At 65.6% G+C, this 17,622-nt stretch carries 14 protein-coding genes; 3 read left to right on the plus strand and 11 right to left on the minus strand.

Annotated elements, in window-relative coordinates; translation table 11 throughout:
- Position 1: 1 nt before the first annotated feature.
- On the minus strand, positions 2 to 1,582 hold the full coding sequence (locus FXB40_RS27810; RefSeq protein ID WP_148775318.1) for an MATE family efflux transporter: 1,581 nt from the start codon (positions 1,580 to 1,582) through the stop codon (positions 2 to 4).
- 178 nt (positions 1,583 to 1,760) lie between these two features.
- Here FXB40_RS27810 and rffA point away from each other — a divergent pair, with 178 nt between their 5' ends.
- Complete coding sequence (gene rffA, locus FXB40_RS27815; RefSeq protein ID WP_148775319.1) at positions 1,761 to 2,903, plus strand: dTDP-4-amino-4,6-dideoxygalactose transaminase; 1,143 nt, start codon at positions 1,761 to 1,763, stop codon at positions 2,901 to 2,903.
- A 3-nt stretch (positions 2,904 to 2,906) separates the two neighbouring features.
- Here the strand turns inward: rffA and FXB40_RS27820 are convergent, their stop codons facing one another.
- Positions 2,907 to 3,602 carry a hypothetical protein gene (locus FXB40_RS27820; RefSeq protein WP_148775320.1) on the minus strand — a complete coding sequence of 232 codons (696 nt, stop codon included), beginning with the start codon at positions 3,600 to 3,602 and terminating at the stop codon, positions 2,907 to 2,909.
- Positions 3,603 to 3,914: 312 nt separating this feature from the next.
- Here FXB40_RS27820 and FXB40_RS27825 point away from each other — a divergent pair, with 312 nt between their 5' ends.
- Positions 3,915 to 7,544: an autotransporter outer membrane beta-barrel domain-containing protein gene (locus tag FXB40_RS27825; protein ID WP_148775321.1), complete on the plus strand. Its 3,630-nt coding sequence runs from the start codon at positions 3,915 to 3,917 to the stop codon at positions 7,542 to 7,544.
- Between the two features lie 10 nt (positions 7,545 to 7,554).
- Here the strand turns inward: FXB40_RS27825 and gspM are convergent, their stop codons facing one another.
- The 9 genes from gspM to FXB40_RS27870 are packed head-to-tail and all read right to left on the minus strand — an operon-like array spanning position 7,555 to position 15,107.
- Entirely contained in the window at positions 7,555 to 8,148 is a 594-nt protein-coding gene (gene gspM / locus FXB40_RS27830) for a type II secretion system protein GspM (RefSeq protein WP_246207996.1), read from the minus strand.
- Entirely contained in the window at positions 8,145 to 9,182 is a 1,038-nt protein-coding gene (locus FXB40_RS27835) for a PilN domain-containing protein (RefSeq protein WP_148775322.1), read from the minus strand. The genes gspM and FXB40_RS27835 overlap by 4 nt, the downstream gene beginning before the upstream one ends.
- Position 9,183: 1 nt before the next feature.
- Positions 9,184 to 10,125 carry a type II secretion system minor pseudopilin gene (locus FXB40_RS27840; RefSeq protein WP_246207998.1) on the minus strand — a complete coding sequence of 314 codons (942 nt, stop codon included), beginning with the start codon at positions 10,123 to 10,125 and terminating at the stop codon, positions 9,184 to 9,186.
- Positions 10,122 to 10,838 carry a general secretion pathway protein GspJ gene (locus FXB40_RS27845; protein WP_148775323.1) on the minus strand — a complete coding sequence of 239 codons (717 nt, stop codon included), beginning with the start codon at positions 10,836 to 10,838 and terminating at the stop codon, positions 10,122 to 10,124. The genes FXB40_RS27840 and FXB40_RS27845 overlap by 4 nt, the downstream gene beginning before the upstream one ends.
- Before the next feature lie 20 nt (positions 10,839 to 10,858).
- A complete protein-coding gene (locus tag FXB40_RS27850) occupies positions 10,859 to 11,257 on the minus strand; it encodes a type IV pilus modification PilV family protein (protein WP_148775324.1) in 399 nt (132 codons plus the stop codon).
- Positions 11,235 to 11,750, minus strand: coding sequence for a prepilin-type N-terminal cleavage/methylation domain-containing protein (locus FXB40_RS27855; protein ID WP_148775325.1), 516 nt, complete (start codon positions 11,748 to 11,750; stop codon positions 11,235 to 11,237). Before FXB40_RS27855 ends, FXB40_RS27850 begins: the two co-directional genes overlap by 23 nt.
- Positions 11,713 to 12,168 (minus strand): type II secretion system major pseudopilin GspG, encoded by a 456-nt coding sequence (gene gspG, locus FXB40_RS27860; protein WP_148775326.1) that lies wholly within the window; start codon positions 12,166 to 12,168, stop codon positions 11,713 to 11,715. Before gspG ends, FXB40_RS27855 begins: the two co-directional genes overlap by 38 nt.
- A 25-nt stretch (positions 12,169 to 12,193) precedes the next feature.
- A complete protein-coding gene (locus FXB40_RS27865; RefSeq protein ID WP_148775327.1) occupies positions 12,194 to 13,405 on the minus strand; it encodes a type II secretion system F family protein in 1,212 nt (403 codons plus the stop codon).
- Between the two features lie 4 nt (positions 13,406 to 13,409).
- The gene (locus FXB40_RS27870; protein ID WP_148775328.1) at positions 13,410 to 15,107 is read right to left on the minus strand and encodes a GspE/PulE family protein; all 1,698 of its coding nucleotides are present in this window, start codon (positions 15,105 to 15,107) and stop codon (positions 13,410 to 13,412) included.
- Between the two features lie 126 nt (positions 15,108 to 15,233).
- On the opposite strand from FXB40_RS27870, the gene gspD reads away from it, so the two are divergent.
- Complete coding sequence (gene gspD / locus FXB40_RS27875; RefSeq protein WP_148775329.1) at positions 15,234 to 17,618, plus strand: type II secretion system secretin GspD; 2,385 nt, start codon at positions 15,234 to 15,236, stop codon at positions 17,616 to 17,618.
- Positions 17,619 to 17,622 lie beyond the last annotated feature (4 nt).

Below are 17,622 nucleotides of genomic sequence, written 5' to 3' on the forward strand. Positions count from 1 at the left end.
GCTAAGCCGGAACCAGCGCCCGCAGCCGCTCGCGCAGTGCCGTGTTCAAGAGCGGGCTTGCGAGCCCGCCGACCACCGCGATCCAGATCGCGCATTCCAGCACGAAATGCACGAGCCCGCTTCCCGACAGGAGCGCGGTGATTGCAAGCCCGATCAGCCAGCCCGGCGCGACGATCCCCGCCGCCGTGAGCAGCAGAAACGCGACATGCCTGAACGGGTGGCGCAAGGTCTGCCATATGATCACTAGCGTGAGCAGCCCGAACTGGACAACAATGTCGCTCGCGACCATCGCAAGGGCCGCACCGAGCGGTCCGAGCCGCGGAATCAGGACGAGGGATAGCACCAGGAATACGACGAACTGCAGTCCCTTGGTCCGGATCAGAAGCGCGCCACGATTGCTGTGATTGGCAAAGACCAGCGCCATCAGCGAGGGCGCGCCTGCGGCGGAGCCGAGCAGCAGCGTTACGGCAAGCAACCCGTCATAGGGTATGCCGCCATGAGTCCACAGTGCGAAGAAATCGGGCCAGAACGGCAGAAAGCCCGCGACCGCCAGGCAAGCGAGCCCGGTGACGAACACCGATCCATGAGCATAGAGACGGCGGAGCCGCTCTGTGTCGCCGATTGCATGATCGTGCCCGAGCTCGGCACCGAGCGGCAACGCGGTTTGGAGACATAGCCCGCGCACCAGGCTCGCGATCACTCGCGTCAGCCCCCATTGCACCACCGCGACGCGATCGGTGACGAGCGCGGAGACGAGCAGGACCGGAATGTTGACGAGCGCAAGCTCGGTGATGTTGGCGATCGCGAAGGGCAGCGCGCGGCCGAACTGGCCGATGCTCCAGCGCCAGGACGGCGCGATGAATGGCGGCCTTGCGGCACGGCGCAGGAACGGGAAACGGCGCGGCGTATCGAAGCCGACGATGAAGATCATGAACAGCAGTTGCGTCGACACGAAGGCGATCGCCACCGCGAGCAGGCTGCCGAACATGGCGAGCGCGACAAGCTGCGCGATCTGGCCGAGCAGCAGTGCGGCGTTTTGCATCCACACGGCCCGGCCATACAGGCCGCGGACGCGGTAAAGGCCGGAGCAGAGGTTGGCGGGCAGGCTCAGCAGCATTCCCAGTGTCATCACCAGCATCGCGGCGTCGAATGTCGGCATCGCGTCAAAACCGAGCACGGCCGACGGCGGCGCGAGATACTCGGCCGCGCAAAGCAGGACACCGAGCCCTGCGACGATGGCGAGATAGATGCGCAGCATCCCGTGGTAGACGCTCGCGGTGCGTCCGTCGCAGTCGACACAGGACTTGAAGGCGAGAAACCGGTTGATGGCGCGAAACTGCAATCCGGCATCGGCCACGATGACGAGGCTTCCGGCGGCATAGATCGCAAGCCACGCCGCGAGCACGTCGCCACTCCAGACGTGCAGGAAGGCGGGGATCAGCAGCAATTGCTGGGTCAGCCCCAGCACCATCTGGACCAGGTTCGCCGACCAGCCGCAAACGAGCCGATGCCGGCGGCCGCTGCCCTCTTCGCTTTTGGGGCCGTCCGTCCCGCCTGGCGCGTTAACTTGCGTGTCGGTCAAGCCGCATCCTTCCCCGCGAAAACACACCGCGATCCGTCGCGAGTGTCCGCGATGGTGCAGCGCGGCCGTTCCACCGGACTGCACATGATGGCCAGTTGATTTTCGCAGCGGGAAACGTCAACGTGGATTCGGACCAGAGCGTTAATGTGGTTCTTAAGGTGGTTCAACGGCTTAGGCAATGGCATTAGAGTACATCCCGTTCAATCGGCCCTACGCGACCGGAAAAGAGCATGGCTACATCCAGGATGCGCTGGACAGCCGTTACGTGTCCGGCGACGGTCGCTTCACCAAGCTTTGCCATCAATGGATCGAGCGGCGCACCGGATGTGCGCGCGCGTTGTTGACGCACTCCTGCACTTCGGCCCTCGACATTGCCGCGATGCTGCTCGACCTCAAGAGCGGGGACGAGGTGATCATGCCTTCGTTCACCTTTGTCTCGACCGCGAACGCGTTCGTGCTGCGCGGCGCGGTCCCGGTCTTCGTCGACATCCGCGAAGACACCCTCAACCTCGACGAACGGCAGATTGAGGCTGCGATCACCCCGCGCACGCGCGCGATCGCGCCGGTGCATTATGCCGGCGTTGGTTGCGAGATGGACACGATCGTCGCGATCGCGCGGCGTCATAATTTGCGGATCGTCGAGGACGCAGCCCAGGGGATCATGGCGAGCTACAAGGGCTCGGCGCTCGGCGCCATCGGCGATCTCGGCAGCTTCAGCTTCCACGAAACCAAGAACATCATGTCGGGCGAAGGCGGCTGCCTGCTGGTGAACGCCCCTGAGTTTGCGCAGCGTGCCGAAATCATGCGCGAGAAGGGCACCGATCGCGGCCGCTTCTTCCGTGGCGAGGTCGATAAATACACCTGGCAGGATATCGGCTCCTCCTATCTGCCGAGCGACATCACAGCGGCTTTCCTGTGGGCCCAACTGGATCAGGCCGAGTATATCACCGGCGAGCGGCTCGCGATCTGGGACAGGTACCACGCCATGCTGGCTCCGCTAGAGCAGCGGGGCTTGCTGCGGCGCCCGATTGTACCCGCTGACTGCGGACACAATGGCCACCTCTATTACGTGCTGCTGCCGCAAGATGCCGACCGCAACGCAGTGCTCAAAAAGTTGCGGGAAGCAGAAATCCAGGCGGTCTTCCACTACGTCCCGTTGCATTCAGCGCCAGCCGGGATGCAGTACGGACGCGCGCACGGCGATCTGGCACGCACCATCGATTTGTCCGCGCGCTTGATCAGGCTGCCATTCTGGATTGGCCTGCCGGAGCAGCATCAACAGCGAGTCTGCGAAACGCTTGGGGCGATCCTCGGACGGTAGCGCTCAGAGCCCGTCCGATTCGCCATTCTTTGGCGTCGAGCGCGGTACGAAGGGCGCGAACAAAGTGTTGGCCGTCGTCGGCATCGTCAGCTTGCTGCCGCTGTCCGCAGGCAAACCGGCCGTTGCGGGCGCCCCTGCCGGTGCGGGCGATCCGTCCGGCCGCTGCAGCGCCAGCACCTCGCTGCGATCGCCCCGCTTGAATGTCACCTCGCGCGGCTGGACCGAGGCCAGCGACCAGCCGTCCAGCGATTCGCCCTGCCGCAGCCGAACGATCTTCTGATCAGTGCGGTTGACGAGGATCGCGATCGCATCACCCTCGCCCACCACGGCCCCGACCAGCATCAGCGGTGGCGGCGCCTCGACCGGCTTGGGCGGCGGCGCCGTTTTGGCCTCTTCAGCCGGCGCGGCCGCAACGGCGCGCGGCGGCGGCCGCCGCGTCGCCGAGAAAATCGGACGCTCCTGGGTCCCGGTCAACGCCGATAACGGCACCGACCAGAGCGGATTGCCGCGAGGCGCAGGCTTGCTCGGCGCGGGCCGGGCAATCGGTCTGACCGCACCGACATCGACGCTCTCGGCAGGACCGCTGGCGGCATCGTCAGACAGGATGTCCATGCGCGACGAGATCGCCGCTACGCTTACGGTGATGCCGAGGACCGCGCAAAATACAGTCAATCCGACCGATCTCAGCCACCCGGACATCGAACTCCCCTGCGATCGGCCAGCGCGCGGCAAGCCAGAGGCAGCAAACTAGTTCTGATAGGCCTCACGATCAACCCGCGTCCAACTTGTTCTACCGGATTGGAGAAACTGGGCTTTCAGCGTTGTTGCAGAGCATGAAAATGTTGCCGAACGGCCACGATCCTCGAAATTGCAAACGAAACAGCATGGAACTCAACGCAAATGGACTCCCATTCATTGCAGGACGCCGCGACGCTATGGATTATGGCATCGGCAAGCGGCTTCGCTACACGCATAAGCTGCTGATTTTCTTTGTCGATTTGAGAAGACCCAATGGCTGGACCGACAATGTCGCGGGGAAGGATGGATGGCCGGTTGCGCGCCGTCGCCCGGCACTCGCTGGCGACCTTGCTCGCGACAACGGCGCTTGGCGTCGTCGCCGCGCACGCCGCCGTGGACGCCAACTGGACCGGCACCTTCAGCAACGATTGGACGGATCCGGGCAACTGGTCGACCAACCCGAGCGTGCCGGACGGAACCGCGACGTTCGCCAACACCGCTACCACCACGATCAACAACTTCAACGGCATCGTCACGATCGGCACGCTGCAGTTCACAAGCATCGCGCCGGCATACTCGTTCACGCTGTTCAACCCGTTCATCATCAACGCGGCGGGCATCATCAACAATTCGGGCAACACGCAGACGTTCGAGGTCACCTCCGGCAACAATCTGGTCTTCCAGAACAGCAGCAGCGCGAGCGGCGGCGCCGGGCCGGTGGCCATCACGAACGATGCCGGCGGCACCGTCAACTTCCTCCAGAACAGCACCGCCTCAAACGTAACGCTCACCAACAACAGCTTCGTCACGTTCGAGGATTCCAGCTCGGCCGGCGGCGCCTTCATCACCAACAACGTCAACGGCCAGATCGATTTCTTCACCAACGCCTCGGCCGGCACCGCGACGATCAGCAATGCCGCGGGAGCGACGCTGAACTTCCACAGCAACACCACCGCCGCCGGCTCGGCCATCACCAACAGCGGCACGGTGACCTTCGATGGCTCTGCCACCGCCGGCAATGCCACGATCACCACCAACAACGCCGCAACCACGAATTTCGTGGACAATGCGACCGGTGGCAACGCCCGCTTCATCACCAATGCCGGTGGCACCGTCGATATCTCCGGCCTGACCAGCGGCGGGATGACGTCCGGCTCGATTGAAGGCGCGGGCAATTACGTGCTCGGCGCCAGCACGCTCACCACCGGCAGCCTCAACACCTCGACCCAGGTCGACGGCGTGATCTCCGGCACCGGTGGCGGACTGACCAAGGTTGGTACCGGCACGCTGACGCTGACCGGCACCAACACCTATACCGGCGCGACGACAATCTCGGCCGGAACGCTGGCGCTGACAGGCCTCGGCAGCATCGCCTCGTCCAGCGTCGTGACGGTGAACGGAACGTTTGATATTTCCGGTTTGAGCTCGCCGCCATTCGATTCATTCATCACGACGCTGGCCGGCAGTTCGAGCGGCATCGTGCAACTCGGCAGCATGCGGCTCGACATCACCAACGGTTCGACCGAGTTCGCAGGTTCGATACAGGGCGCCGGCGGGATCGAAATTCTTGCCGGAACTCAAACGCTGTCCGGCATCAACACCTATACCAATCCCACCGTGATTCAGGCCGGTGCCACGCTGGCCCTGAAGGGCAACGGCTCGATTGCGAATTCGCTATTTGTCTCGTTCGTGCCCGGCGCCGGACTTGCAACGCTGGACATTTCGCAAACAAATGTCGGCTCCTCGGTCGGCGGCCTTTCTGATTTGCTCAGTTTTGGAGTCGTGGCGCTCGGATCGAAGACGCTCACCATCACCAACGGCGGCCTCTTCGGTGGCGTGATCCAGGACGGCGGCATCGGCGGCGGCGCCGGCGGCAGTATCCTGATCGCGAATGGGGCTACGCAGCAGCTCTTCGGCGCCAACACCTATACCGGCACCACGACCATCGCGAGCGGCGGCGAGCTCGATCTCATCAATTTTGGCGGCAGCGATGGCAGCATTGCGACCTCGAGCAACGTCATCGCCAACGGCATCTTCGACATCTCGGCCATGAGCGCCGGCACCTCGATCAAGTCGCTGGCAGGCTCCGGCAATGTCAATCTCGGCGCCAACACGCTAACCATCACCAACGGCAATGGCACCTTCGCCGGTGTCATCGACGATGGCGGCGCCGGCGGCGGCCTCACCATGGCTGGCGGCACGGAAATCCTGTCCGGCGCCAACACCTATACCGGCGCGACCACTGTGAACGGCGGCAAGCTGGAGGTCGACGGCTCGATCGTCAGCGCGTCCACCGTCAATGCCGGCGGAACGCTCGCAGGTACCGGCAGCGTCGCTGGTGTCGCAGTCAATGGCGGCACGCTTGCGCCGGGAAGCACAGCCGGCCCGACCGGGACGCTGACGATCAACGGATCGCTGAGCTTCACGGCGGCCTCGACCTATATGGTGCAGGTCTCCTCCGCCACGTCCAGCCTGGCCAACGTCACGGGCGCAGCCACGCTCGGCGGCGCGACGGTGAGCGCGATCTTCGGCTCCGGCACCGTCAAGAAGCAGTACACGATCCTGACCGCGGCCAGCGGCCTCGGCGGCACGGCCTTCAATTCGGCCGTCGTCTCCAACATGCCATCGATCAACGCGACGCTGAGCTACGACAACAACAATGTGTTCCTCAATATCGGCGTCAACTTCACGCCGAGCGGCGGCGGTCTTACCGTCAACCAGCAGAACGTCGCCAATACGCTGACCAATTTCTTCAACTCGACTGGGAGCATTCCCGCCGCCTTCGCCGCGCTGACGCCTCCGGGGCTGACTACGGCCTCGGGCGAGCTCGGCACCGGCATCATCCAGTCCGCGATCAACGCCGACGGCCAGTTGCTCAACCTGATGCTCGATCCGACCGTCGTCGGACGCTCGAGCGGCTTTACGAAGGCCGGCAGTGTCGCGCAATTCGCCGAGAGCGATGATGCGGCCGCCTATGCGTCGATGCGCCCGGCGACCGCGCGCGAGCGCGAGGCCTACGCGATGGCGACCAAGGCGCCGCTGCTGTCGTCGCAGCCGATCAATCGCTGGAGCGTCTGGGCGGCCGGTTATGGCGGCTCGGCGCAGGTCGGCGGCAATGCCGCGGTCGGCTCGCAAGACCTCACCGCGCGGGTCTGGGGTGGTGCGGCCGGCGCCGACTACAGGATTTCGCTGGATACGCTCGTCGGCTTCTCGCTCGGCGGCGGCGGGCTGAACTACTCGCTTGCCAACGCCATGGGCGCGGGCTCCGCCGACCTGTTCCAGGCCGGAGTCTACGGCCGGCACAATTTCGGCGCGGCCTATATCGCCGCCGCGCTGGCCTATGGCTGGCACGACGTCACCACCAACCGCACCGTGGCGCTCGCCGGTGCCGACCAGCTCCAGGGCCGGTTCAAGGCCGACACCTTCTCGGCCCGCTTCGAGGGCGGCTATCGCTTCACGACGCCGCTGATCGGCATCACGCCCTATGCGGCCGCGCAGGTGACGAATTTCAACCTGCCGAACTATTCCGAAGTCAGCCTCAATGGCGGCGGCCTGTTCGCGCTGAACTATGCAGCGCAGTCGCTGACCGACACCCGCTCCGAGCTCGGCCTGCGCACCGACAAATCCTACGCGATGCAGAACGGCGTGCTGACCCTGCGCGGCCGCGCCGCCTGGGCGCACGACTACGATCCGAGCCGCGCCGTCACCGCGCTGTTCCAGACCCTGCCGGGCGCGAGCTTCGCCGTAAACGGCGCCAGGGCCGACGCCGATTCCGCGCTTGTCAGCGCCAGCGCCGAGATGAAATGGCTGAGCGGCTTCTCCCTCGCCGGCACCTTCGACGGCGAGTTTTCCGGCAACGTCAACAGCTACTCCGGCAAGGGCGTGTTCAAATACAGCTGGTGAGCAGGCCGCCCTACTTCCCCGCCTGCCACTGGCCGGAGACCCCCAAAATCACCCTGACGCGGCCGGTACTGGCCTCGTTCAGCGCTGTGGTTTGCGGCACTTGGACGTCGAGCTGGTCGACGAACAGGAACGGCATGCCGGCCTCCAGATCGTAGAGCACCTTCTGCAGCGCGGGCTGCTCCAGCTCACAGCTGACGACGAGGCCGACGAAGCCGTCCTTCATTTGCGCGCCCGAGACGTCAACTTGCGAGGACTGCACCGAGCCGCCGACATTGCCGACCGCGGTCGCAACCCGCTGCAGCAAATTGGCGCCTGCGACCGTCACGGTCGGGCCCTCAAGGAACGGCGTGCCCGGATGTTCGGCCGAGATCGCCGCGGCATTCTTGGCGGCGCCCTTGCGGCCGCGCAGCTGGTCGAGCAGGTCGGAGGTCTGCGCCAGTGCCTGGCGGTGGGCGATGACGTCGGCGATCGACAGGCCCGCCATCAGCAACAGCCCGGCCGTCACCGCGAGGTAGAGCGTGACCGCGATCAGCGGCGAGCCGCTCAGCCACCGCGCAACCGCGTTTCCGCTTACCATCCCGCCGCTGCTCATGATCTTGCTCATGGCGCATTCCTCGGTTCGATCTGCGCCTCGATGTGGAAGCGCTCGCCGGGATCGGTGGAGCTGCGCGTGGTCGGGGCGTAGAAGGTCGCGCGGGTGAAATGCTGGGACTGCTCGATCAGCGGGATCAGCGAGGGCGCATCGCGGGTGATGCCGGCGATCTGGACCTTGTTGCCGGCCAGATGCATCTCGGTGACATAGGTGTGGTCGGGCAGAAGACGGCTCAGCGATTCCAGCACGATCACGCTCGCCGGCGTGTCGTATTTGCGCCGCTCCAGCAGCGCCAGCGGCGAGCGCTCCCCGCCGTCAATGCCGCGGATCGCGGCGCGGCGCTGAGTGATCTGCTGCTCAAGCTCGCTCTCCTGCGCGCTCAAACTGTCGGCCAGATAGCCCGCGCCGATCGAACCGAGAACGGCGGCGATCGCGGCGATGGCCAGCACCGCCTGCAGCATCCGGCTCAACCGCACCGGGTCGATCGCGCCGCGCGACTTCTGCTCGAACACCTTGATGCGGCCGCCCTCGGCCGGCTCGGTCAGAACCGCGATCGCGGACGGATGAAATCCGGACACTGCCTCGACATAACCCATCGCCAGCCGGCGCGGTGCGGCCGCGATCATCGTGGTGATGCCCTCGCTGCCCTGCGCCACCGGCGCGCTGCAACCGAACACGGCATCGCCCGCGCTCCACGGCGTCAGCCGATCGATCTGCGCCCGCACGATGCCATCGAGGAAATCGGCCGCACGCGCCGGCAGCTCCAGCGGACGGAACAGGAAGCGCGCCGGCCGCAGCACGATTTCGACGCGGCAGCCGCGGACGATGGGTGCGAGATTGGCGCCGGTGAACCTGCCGTCGTCGAACGCGATCTCCTTCGGCGCGTTCTCCGGCTTCGCAACCTCCAGCGCGAATGCACCAGTCTCGCCTTCGACCAGCCGCACCAGGCGCGGCGAGACCATTCGCTCCAGTCCGGCCACCGCAGCACCGGCCACCGTGCCGGTCCATGCATCGAAGATCACGCGAAGGGAATTGAGCGAACTCATCTCACAGAGGCTTTCCGGCGGAGCCGTCGAAGGCGTTGTGCCACGACAATACACGATAAGGCTCGTCGCCGCTTTCGAGAAGCAGGATAACGATCTCGGCCGAGCTCTGCCGGTGCGACGGCGCCTCGGCGGCGACCGTCACGCGGTAGGCCTTCGAGCCCTCGGTCGTTGCGCTGGCGCTGCCGGCGAGCCCGACCAGGGACCGCGGGTCCACGCTGGGATCGGCACGGTCGCGCAGCAGGCGTTGCAGGGTCTCCGGCGTCATATTCGGCAGCGCCGCGACCACCTGCGGCGCAGCATCCAGCACGTTCACGGTGCGCATGTTGCTGAACACGGTGACGAAGGGCAGCACGCGCTCGATCACCGCCGGCGGGATGCCGCGCACCAGCCACAGCTCGTCGCTGTGCGGAAATGGCGCGTGGCGCGGCAGATAGGGCGCGCCGAGCGTGCGGTAGTAGGAATCTTCCGGATTGTCCTGGCCTGTCTCTGCCGACGACCGCCAGGCCAGGATCCGGTCGGCGTAGTCAGGCGCATCCGACGCGGAGACGCCGAGCCCTATCATCAGGCCGGCGAGGACGGCCTTCGGCGCCATGTTGAGATCAATGCGCGCGGCCTCCGAGCGGAACGTCACGGCCACTCTTCCCGCCCCGACCCGAGCATTGAAGGTGCCGCTGGTCGGGCGCGTCGCCTCGCTCTGTGCGGTCAACCGATAGGCCGCGAGCTCGAGCCCCGCGTTCATCAATGCATCGGCCTGCAAGCGGTCGGTGTTGACGGCGACCGTGACGGCAGTGTTGGTCACATAGGTCAGATAGATCAGCGCGAGCGTGGCAAGCGCAGCCAGCATCCAGAGCACCACGATGACGATGAAGCCGCGGTCATCGCCAAGTGGTTGGCCAAGTATTTTTCGGCCAAGTGCTCCCCGACCTTGCGCCGCGGTCCTCACAGCTGCTGCTCCTCTTTCTTCTCTGCCTGTTGCGGCTTTGTGCCCGCCACGCAGGTCGTCGGATTCTTGGCCCGTGCGCATTCGGCCGGCGCATTGATATGCGGCAACGCCGCGGCCGAAACTGCCAGCACCTGGCCGGTGGCGCCGTCGCGCACCGTGATGCGGATGCGCTCGGGCAATTGCGACTGACCATGCCAGGTCGGCTGCCACTGCCTGTCAGACCCGGCGTAGGCGAAGCTGATGCGGAACGGCGCGCGGATCAGCACCACCTGGTCGACGAAACGGATCTGCCCGTCGGTCGGCATCGGCTGGAACGGCGCGCGCTCGCGCACCAGCGCCAGCCCCTGCGCGTCGGCCTTCTCGATGAAGCGGATGAATTCGAGGCCCGGACGCGCGCTCGGGCCGAGCGCGGTGCGCAGGAAAGTCACCGACAATTCGGCGCCGTCGAACAGAGGCACCTTGGCGTCGCCGTTCACGGTCATCTGCTCGGCGACGGAGAGATCGGCAACAATGCGATCGAGCCCTGTGGCGAGGCGCTCCGCGCGCTGCACCCGCGCAATGCCGCGATTCCAGTTCGGCAGCCACTGTGCCGTGACAGTCGCGAGCGCGGCCAGGATTACGGTCATCAGCAGCGTCGCCAGCAGCACTTCGAGCAGGGTGAAACCCGCCTCGGAAGCGAGCGTGCGGTGCAGAGGTTTCGCAACACGGTTCATGACGCGTCTCTTGGCGCGGATCATTGCGTGGACCTCGGCACCAGCTTCACCGTCGTGACCTGGATCGCGCTGCCGTCGGCGCGCTGGAGGCGCAAATTGACCGCCAGTGGCACGAAGCGATCGGTAGCAGGATCGCCGCCGGCAACATTCATCGGCGCAATATCGACGCGCCAGCGGCTGCCGGCGAGCTGCCCGCTCTGCCGGCCGGGTTTCAGCAGTCCGCGCGCCGGCAAATCCGCAAGCAGGGTCTCGGCCGTGCCGGCCAGCGCCAGGCGCTGGTCGATCGAGCGCGTGCCCTTGGTCGTGACGGCGATGACCGAGCCGATGGTTCCGAGCACGATGGCGATGATCGCAAGCGCGACCAGTGCCTCGATCAGCGTGAAGCCGGCGGCGCCGTCAGAGCAGCTTCTGCGGGACAATCTCGACGCCTCCGGTCAGCCAGTTGACGCGCACTTCGTAACCCATGCCGGGCCGCGCCAGCGCGATCGTCCCGCCGCACGACATGCCCGACGGAAAGAAATCGATCGACCGCCCCGTGGCGCGATCAGCGCAGCGCGCGGCCAGCGTCGCCTGCATGACCACGTCGCGCGGCAGGCGGATGGTCTGTCCGGTGACGCCCGAGCGGATCGCGCGCGCCTCCGCGTCGACCTGGGTTGCGACCCTGACCTGGCGACGCAGCGCGCTGTTGCGATCGGACTTCAGCAGCGCCGCGGTCTCGACCGCATAGCTCTCGAGCTTTGCCCGCGTCGTCGAGTGCGGAATTGCCGGCAGAATGATCGCCGCGAGCAGGCCGATGATTGCAAGCACGCACAGGATCTCGATCAGCGCGAAGCCTCGCGCATCGAAGGCTTGCGTCCGCACGTCACGAACCAGCTCAGCGCGCGCCGCTGACAATATCGGCTGCCGTTCCACTGCCGCCTTCCTGACCGTCTGATCCGAGCGAGATGATCTCGTAGGGAGCGCTCGCGCCCGGTGAACGATAGACATAGACGTGGCCCCAGGGATCGTTCGGCACCACACCACCGCGCAAGTAAGGTCCGTTCCAACCGGCCTGATTGTTGCTGCGCGTCAACCCGGTGAGACCTTCATTCGACGTCGGATAGCGGCCGAGATCGAGATAATAGAGATCAAGCGCGCTGGAGAAACTCTCGATCTGGATTTTCGCCGCCTTGGCCTTGGACTCGCTGAGATAGTTCAACACCCGCGGCCCGACCAGCGCCATGATCATGCCGATGATGGTGATGACGACGAGCATTTCGACCAGGGTGAAGCCGGCCTCTCCGCGGGGGACGCGCCGCTGGCGTCGCCTTGACGATGGATATCTGGTCACTTCATGCCCCTCTCATTACATCCGCCTAACCGACAATCTGGCTCACCGACATCAGCGCCGTCATCACCGATGTGATCAGGCCGCCGACAACGAGCGAGATCGCGATGATCGCCGCGGGTCCGGCAATGCCGACTGCACGGTCGAGCGTGCGTTGCAGCTTGGTCTCGTAGAATTCGGCGACCCGGCCGGACAGCATGGGCAATTGCCCAGTCTCGTCACCCAATCTCAACATGCGCACCGCCATGGGCGGCAACGCCTCGGTCTCGGCGAGCGCATCGGAGAGCTTTGAGCCATGGCGGACACGGTCGGCAGCATCGCTCCAGACCGTCGATGATCCGGTTGTCGCCATCATGTCGACGAGGATGCGCAGCGTGGTCGTGAGGTTAACGCCGCTGCCGAGCAGCAGGCCGAGATTGCGGCAGAACAGCGCCGTGCGATATGCGCGCATCACGTTGCGGATCGCCGGCAACCGCGTGATCGCATTGGTCATGCCGCTGCGGACGCGCTCCTGACGCAACAGCAACCACGCGGCGGCGATCGTGGCGGCAAGCCCGGCCAGCACTGCCTCTGAATTGCCGCGCAGGAATGTGGAGATGTTCAGGAATACGCCGACGATCGGATCGACCTTGGCACCGAAATCCTGCAAGACGCTCGCAAATTGCGGCAGCACGAATGTCAGGAAGAACAGCAGCACGCATCCGGCCGCGCCGAGCACGAAAATGGGATAGCGGATCGCATCGGTCAGGCGCCGCTTCAGTGCCTCGCCGCGCGCGCGTTCGCCGGCCAGCACCTCCAGCACCTGGTCCAGCGACCCCGATGCCTCGCCGACCCGCACCAGCGCGATGTACATCGGCGGAAACAACCCCTCATGCCGCGCCAGCGCCTCGCCGAAGCTCTCGCCGGAGACGACGCGCGCGCGGATGTCGGCGACGACGGACCTCAGCCGTCCGAAATCCGGATCGGCGGCGAGCAGCTCCAACCCGTCATTGATGCGGGCGCCGGCGCGCAGCAGCAACGCGAGGTCGCGGGTGAAGATGGTGACGTCCTCGGCCGTCGGCCTGTTGAAGAGGCTGAGCGCGCCACGCGCCACGCCGCCCTCCTCCGGCGTAACGTTGTCGACCAGCACCAGGCCGAGCCGCTCGATCCGCTGCGCCACGTCGCCCGGCGCCGGCGCGGCGATAGCCCCGGAGATCAGTTCGCCGTTGGCATTGAGCGCGCGGTAGCGATAATTCGGCATGGTTCTACCGCACCGTGGTGACGCGGAAGACCTCGGGCACCGTCGTCAGCCCGGAGCGGCATTTTGCGACAGCATCCTCGAGCATCGTCGTCATCCCGCCCCGCATCGCGGCGGCGTCGATGGAGTGGGAGTCGGTCTGCGGTCCGATCAGCGTACGGACCTCGTCGGACATTTCGAGGATCTCGAACACGCCGTTGCGGCCGCGATAGCCGGTGCCGCCGCAGCGTTCGCAGCCGCCGGCCTCATGCACGACCTCGCCGCACTTGAAGCCGATCACGGCAAACCGAGGATCCTTGGCCAGATCGGCCTCGGTCAGCGCGTGCGGCACCTTGCAACGGTCGCACAGCATGCGGACCAGCCGCTGCGCCACCACCGCGCGCAGCGTCGATTTGAGCAGGAAACCCTCGATGCCGAGATCAATCAGGCGCGGCACGGCCGCAGCCGCGGTCTCGGTGTGCAGCGTCGTCAGCACGAGATGGCCGGTAAGCGCAGCGTGGATGGCAATATGCGCGGTCTCGGCGTCGCGGACCTCGCCGACCATGATCACGTCGGGGTCCTGACGCACGAAGGCGCGCATGGCGGAGGCGAAGGTCAGGCCGATCGACGGCTTGACCTGGGACTGGTTGATGCCGGGGATCTCATACTCGACGGGATCCTCGATAGTGAGGATCTTGCGCGTCGGCTCGTTGAGGATCGACAGCATGGTCGCAAGCGTGGTGGTCTTGCCGCTGCCTGTCGGCCCGGTGATCACGATCATGCCATGCGGCATCGCGAGCAGGCGCGTCATCGCGCTCTCGTCGCGGGTCCGCAGGCCGAGCTTGCTCATTTCGAGCAGACCGCGATCGCGCGGCAACAGGCGGATCACGGCGCTCTCGCCATGCTGCGTCGGCATGGTCGCGACGCGGACGTCGAGCTCGTTACGGCCGACGCGGACGCGCGCCGCACCGTCCTGCGGCAGGCGGCGCTCGGCGATGTTGAGGCTTGCGAGAATCTTGATGCGCGAGATCAGCGCCTGCTGCGGGATACCATGCGGCGAGGGCAGCGCGCGCAACAGGCCGTCGACGCGCATGCGCACCGTAAGCCCGGCGCGGAACGGCTCGACGTGAATGTCGCTGGCGCGCAGGTCGACCGCGCGCTCCAGGAGATCGTTGAGCGCGCGGACGACCGGCGCGCCGCTGGCGAGATCGCGCAGGCTTTCGATGTCGTCGTCGGACTGCTGCCCGACGCTGCGCACGCCGTCGTCTGTCTTCGCATCACCCGCTTCAGCGCGCTGATCGAGCACCGTGGTGATGTCCTCGAACGATGCGACGACGACCTCGACGCTCTCGCCGAACACGATCTCGGCGGCGCGCACCGCTGCGGTGTCAGAGGGATCGGCGATCGCCAGCCGAAAACCGCCGTTCGGCGCACGGAACGGAAAGATGGTGGACTCACGCAGGAAGCGCTGGGAGAAACCGTCGAGGCACGGTGTCGTCGTGAGCAGTTGCGGCAGGCCGAGCCGCGCCAGGCCGAAATAGTCGGACACCTCGTCGGCAAACTCGGCCGCCGACAGATCGGTCGCCTCCCATAATTCGAGCAGGGGGCGCGTCAGCGCCGGGTTGGTGGAGTTTTCCACACGGGCGCGCGCCCGCGGCGGCAATGAATATTTCTCGAGGAGATGCTGCCGGAAGCTCTCTGCGGAAAGGTCTCGCATCGCACTCACAGCTTGCCTTGTTACCGGAAAGCAACAGCCCCCGCGGCCGACGGAAGTCCTTTACCCTTGACTTATTCATTAGCAAAAACATAATCGTGGCGCAAATTATTGCGCGTCCGAACCAAGGGGGATCGGATGCTGTTTCCAGTCACTTCCAGCGTTGGCAGGCGTATCTTGTTTGAAGTGGTCAAGCCGCTTTTGCGCCACCGCTCAGCGTTGGCTGGAATGCTCGTGCTATTGTCGTCCGCCTTCCTGCTCACAGCCTGCATCGTCACTGCCGACCAGTCAGTCGAAGCGGACCCGAAGGACCCGCGCAGCCAGGACATTGTCGACAAGATCCGCGGCCTCGATCTCCAGCCCCGGCAACCTGCGGATGCAGGGGCAACCGGCGTTGGCCAGCCGAAATCGTCGAAACCCGCGATCTATCTGAGCGATGGTGCACAGCAAGGCGGCGCGCTGGCCGAGCGCGACGATGGCGGCGGCAGCGGGTATGACCTCAATTTCGAGAATGCGCCGGTCGCGACCGTGGCCAAGGTCATCCTCGGCGACGTGCTCAATGTCGGCTACACGATCGATCCGCGCGTACAAGGAACTGTCACACTCGCCTCGGTGCGTCCGGTTCCGAAGGCGGACGCGATTTACGTGCTGGAGAATGCGCTGCGCATGTCCGGCGTGGCGCTGGTGCGCGACCGCACCGGCTATCGCCTGCTGCCGGCACCGGAAGCCGGCCCCGGCGGCATCGACCGCTCGGCGAGCACCGAAGCCGGCCAGGGCATCACCGTTGTGCCGTTACGCTACACGTCGGCGCAAAACATCTTCAAGCTGCTCGATGCTTTCGGCGTGAAGGCATCGACCATGCGCCCCGACAGTTCCCGCAACACCCTGATCGTCAGCGGCAGCGGAACGGACCGGGCGACCGCGGTTGACACAATTCTGTCATTCGATGCCGACTGGATGCGTGGACAATCGGTCGGCATCTTCCCGGTGCGCAATTCCTCGCCCGAGCCTGTCATCGCCGAGATCGAGAAGATCATGGATTCCGGCGAAGGCGGCATGGGGCAGAACGTCATCAAGCTCCAGCCGATCGCGCGGCTCAACTCGATCCTCGTGGTGAGCCAGAAGCCGGAATATCTGAAGCGCGCGCAGACCTGGATTGCGCGGCTCGACCGTTCCGATACCGACGGTGTGAACCTGAAGTCCTATCCGCTGCGCTACGGCAATTCCAAGCTGGTCGTGTCGATGCTCAACGAGATGCTGTTCAACCAGAGCTCGGCGAGCAACTCGACGCTCGACAGCGCGTCGAGCCAGGTCGCTCCCGGTGCGGGGATTTCGACGTCGACCTCAACTAATCCTGTCGCCTCACTGAGCGCACTGCCGACCGCCGCTTCAGGCGCTGCGACGCCGGTGACCGGACCGGCGAGCTCAGCGCTCGGCGCCCGTCCCGCTCCGGCAGCGTCCGCGACGCCGGCGCAGGACAACAACAGCTTCGGTGGCCCCAACGGCAATGGCTCGAAATCCGGCGTCAACGGCATCCTGCAGAACGTGCGGATCACCGCCGACGTCACCAACAATGCCGTTCTCGTCTATGCCAACCAGGACGCGCAGCGCGTTGTCGAGCAGACCATCCGCCAGATCGACCGGCCGCAGCGCCAGATCGCCATCGAGGCGACGATCGCCGAGGTGACACTGAACGACCAGCTGAACTATGGCGTGCAGTTCTTCCTGGCGAGCCAGAAAGGTTCGATCTCCAACACCATCTCGGGCGTCAGCAATGCCGCGACAGTTGGCAGCGGTGCCGTCGAAGCGGCGTCCAACGCCGTCAACGCCGCATCCGGTGCGCTGCTCGGACGTGTCTTGCCGGGCTTCAACTTCCTGATCGGCTCGGAGAACTCGCCGCGCGTCATTCTCGACGCGCTGCACGGCGTCACCGACGTCAAGGTGTTGTCGAACCCGTCGCTGGTGGTGCTGGACAACCAGGCCGCAACGTTGCAGGTTGGCGATCAGGTGCCGTTCTCCACCGGCACCGCGACGGTGCTGACCGCCAACAACACCGTGGTCAACACCATCGACTACAAGAACACCGGCATCATCCTGCGCGTGCTGCCGCGCGCCAATGCCAACGGCAATGTCGTGCTCGATATCGAGCAGGAGATCTCGAGCGTGGCCGCCGGCAGCGCCAACTCGCTGACGCCGACGATCTCGCAGCGCCGGGTCAAGAGCTCGATCGCGGTGACGAGCGGACAGACCGTGCTGCTCGCCGGTCTGATCAGCGAGACCGAAAACAAGCAGCGCCAGGGCCTGCCGATCCTGGATTCCATTCCGGGCGTGGGCGACGCATTCGGACATCAGACCACCGCACGCGCCCGCACCGAGCTGATCCTGTTCATCCGTCCGACCGTCATCAAGGACGGCGTCGACGCGCGTGTCATCGCCGAGGAGATGCGCAGCAAGATGAACGGCCGCCTGGTCGGGACCAGCAATCCTGTGGTCACCGTCAGCCCGCCCAAGGCCGCGCGCTGACGGT

This window comes from Bradyrhizobium rifense, assembly GCF_008123425.1.
Taxonomy (GTDB): Bacteria; Pseudomonadota; Alphaproteobacteria; order Rhizobiales; family Xanthobacteraceae; genus Bradyrhizobium; species Bradyrhizobium rifense.

Excerpts from the sequence above, each read along its gene's own strand:
- FXB40_RS27825 (WP_148775321.1), top strand. The coding sequence starts at position 3,915 with ATGGCTGGACCGACAATGTCGCGGGGAAGGATGGATGGCCGGTTGCGC.
- FXB40_RS27820 (WP_148775320.1), bottom strand. The coding sequence starts at position 3,602 with ATGTCCGGGTGGCTGAGATCGGTCGGATTGACTGTATTTTGCGCGGTC.
- gspM (WP_246207996.1), bottom strand. The coding sequence starts at position 8,148 with ATGAGCAAGATCATGAGCAGCGGCGGGATGGTAAGCGGAAACGCGGTT.
- FXB40_RS27865 (WP_148775327.1), bottom strand. The coding sequence starts at position 13,405 with ATGCCGAATTATCGCTACCGCGCGCTCAATGCCAACGGCGAACTGATC.
- gspD (WP_148775329.1), top strand. The coding sequence starts at position 15,234 with ATGCTGTTTCCAGTCACTTCCAGCGTTGGCAGGCGTATCTTGTTTGAA.
- rffA (WP_148775319.1), top strand. The coding sequence starts at position 1,761 with ATGGCATTAGAGTACATCCCGTTCAATCGGCCCTACGCGACCGGAAAA.
- FXB40_RS27845 (WP_148775323.1), bottom strand. The coding sequence starts at position 10,838 with ATGAACCGTGTTGCGAAACCTCTGCACCGCACGCTCGCTTCCGAGGCG.
- FXB40_RS27835 (WP_148775322.1), bottom strand. The coding sequence starts at position 9,182 with ATGAGTTCGCTCAATTCCCTTCGCGTGATCTTCGATGCATGGACCGGC.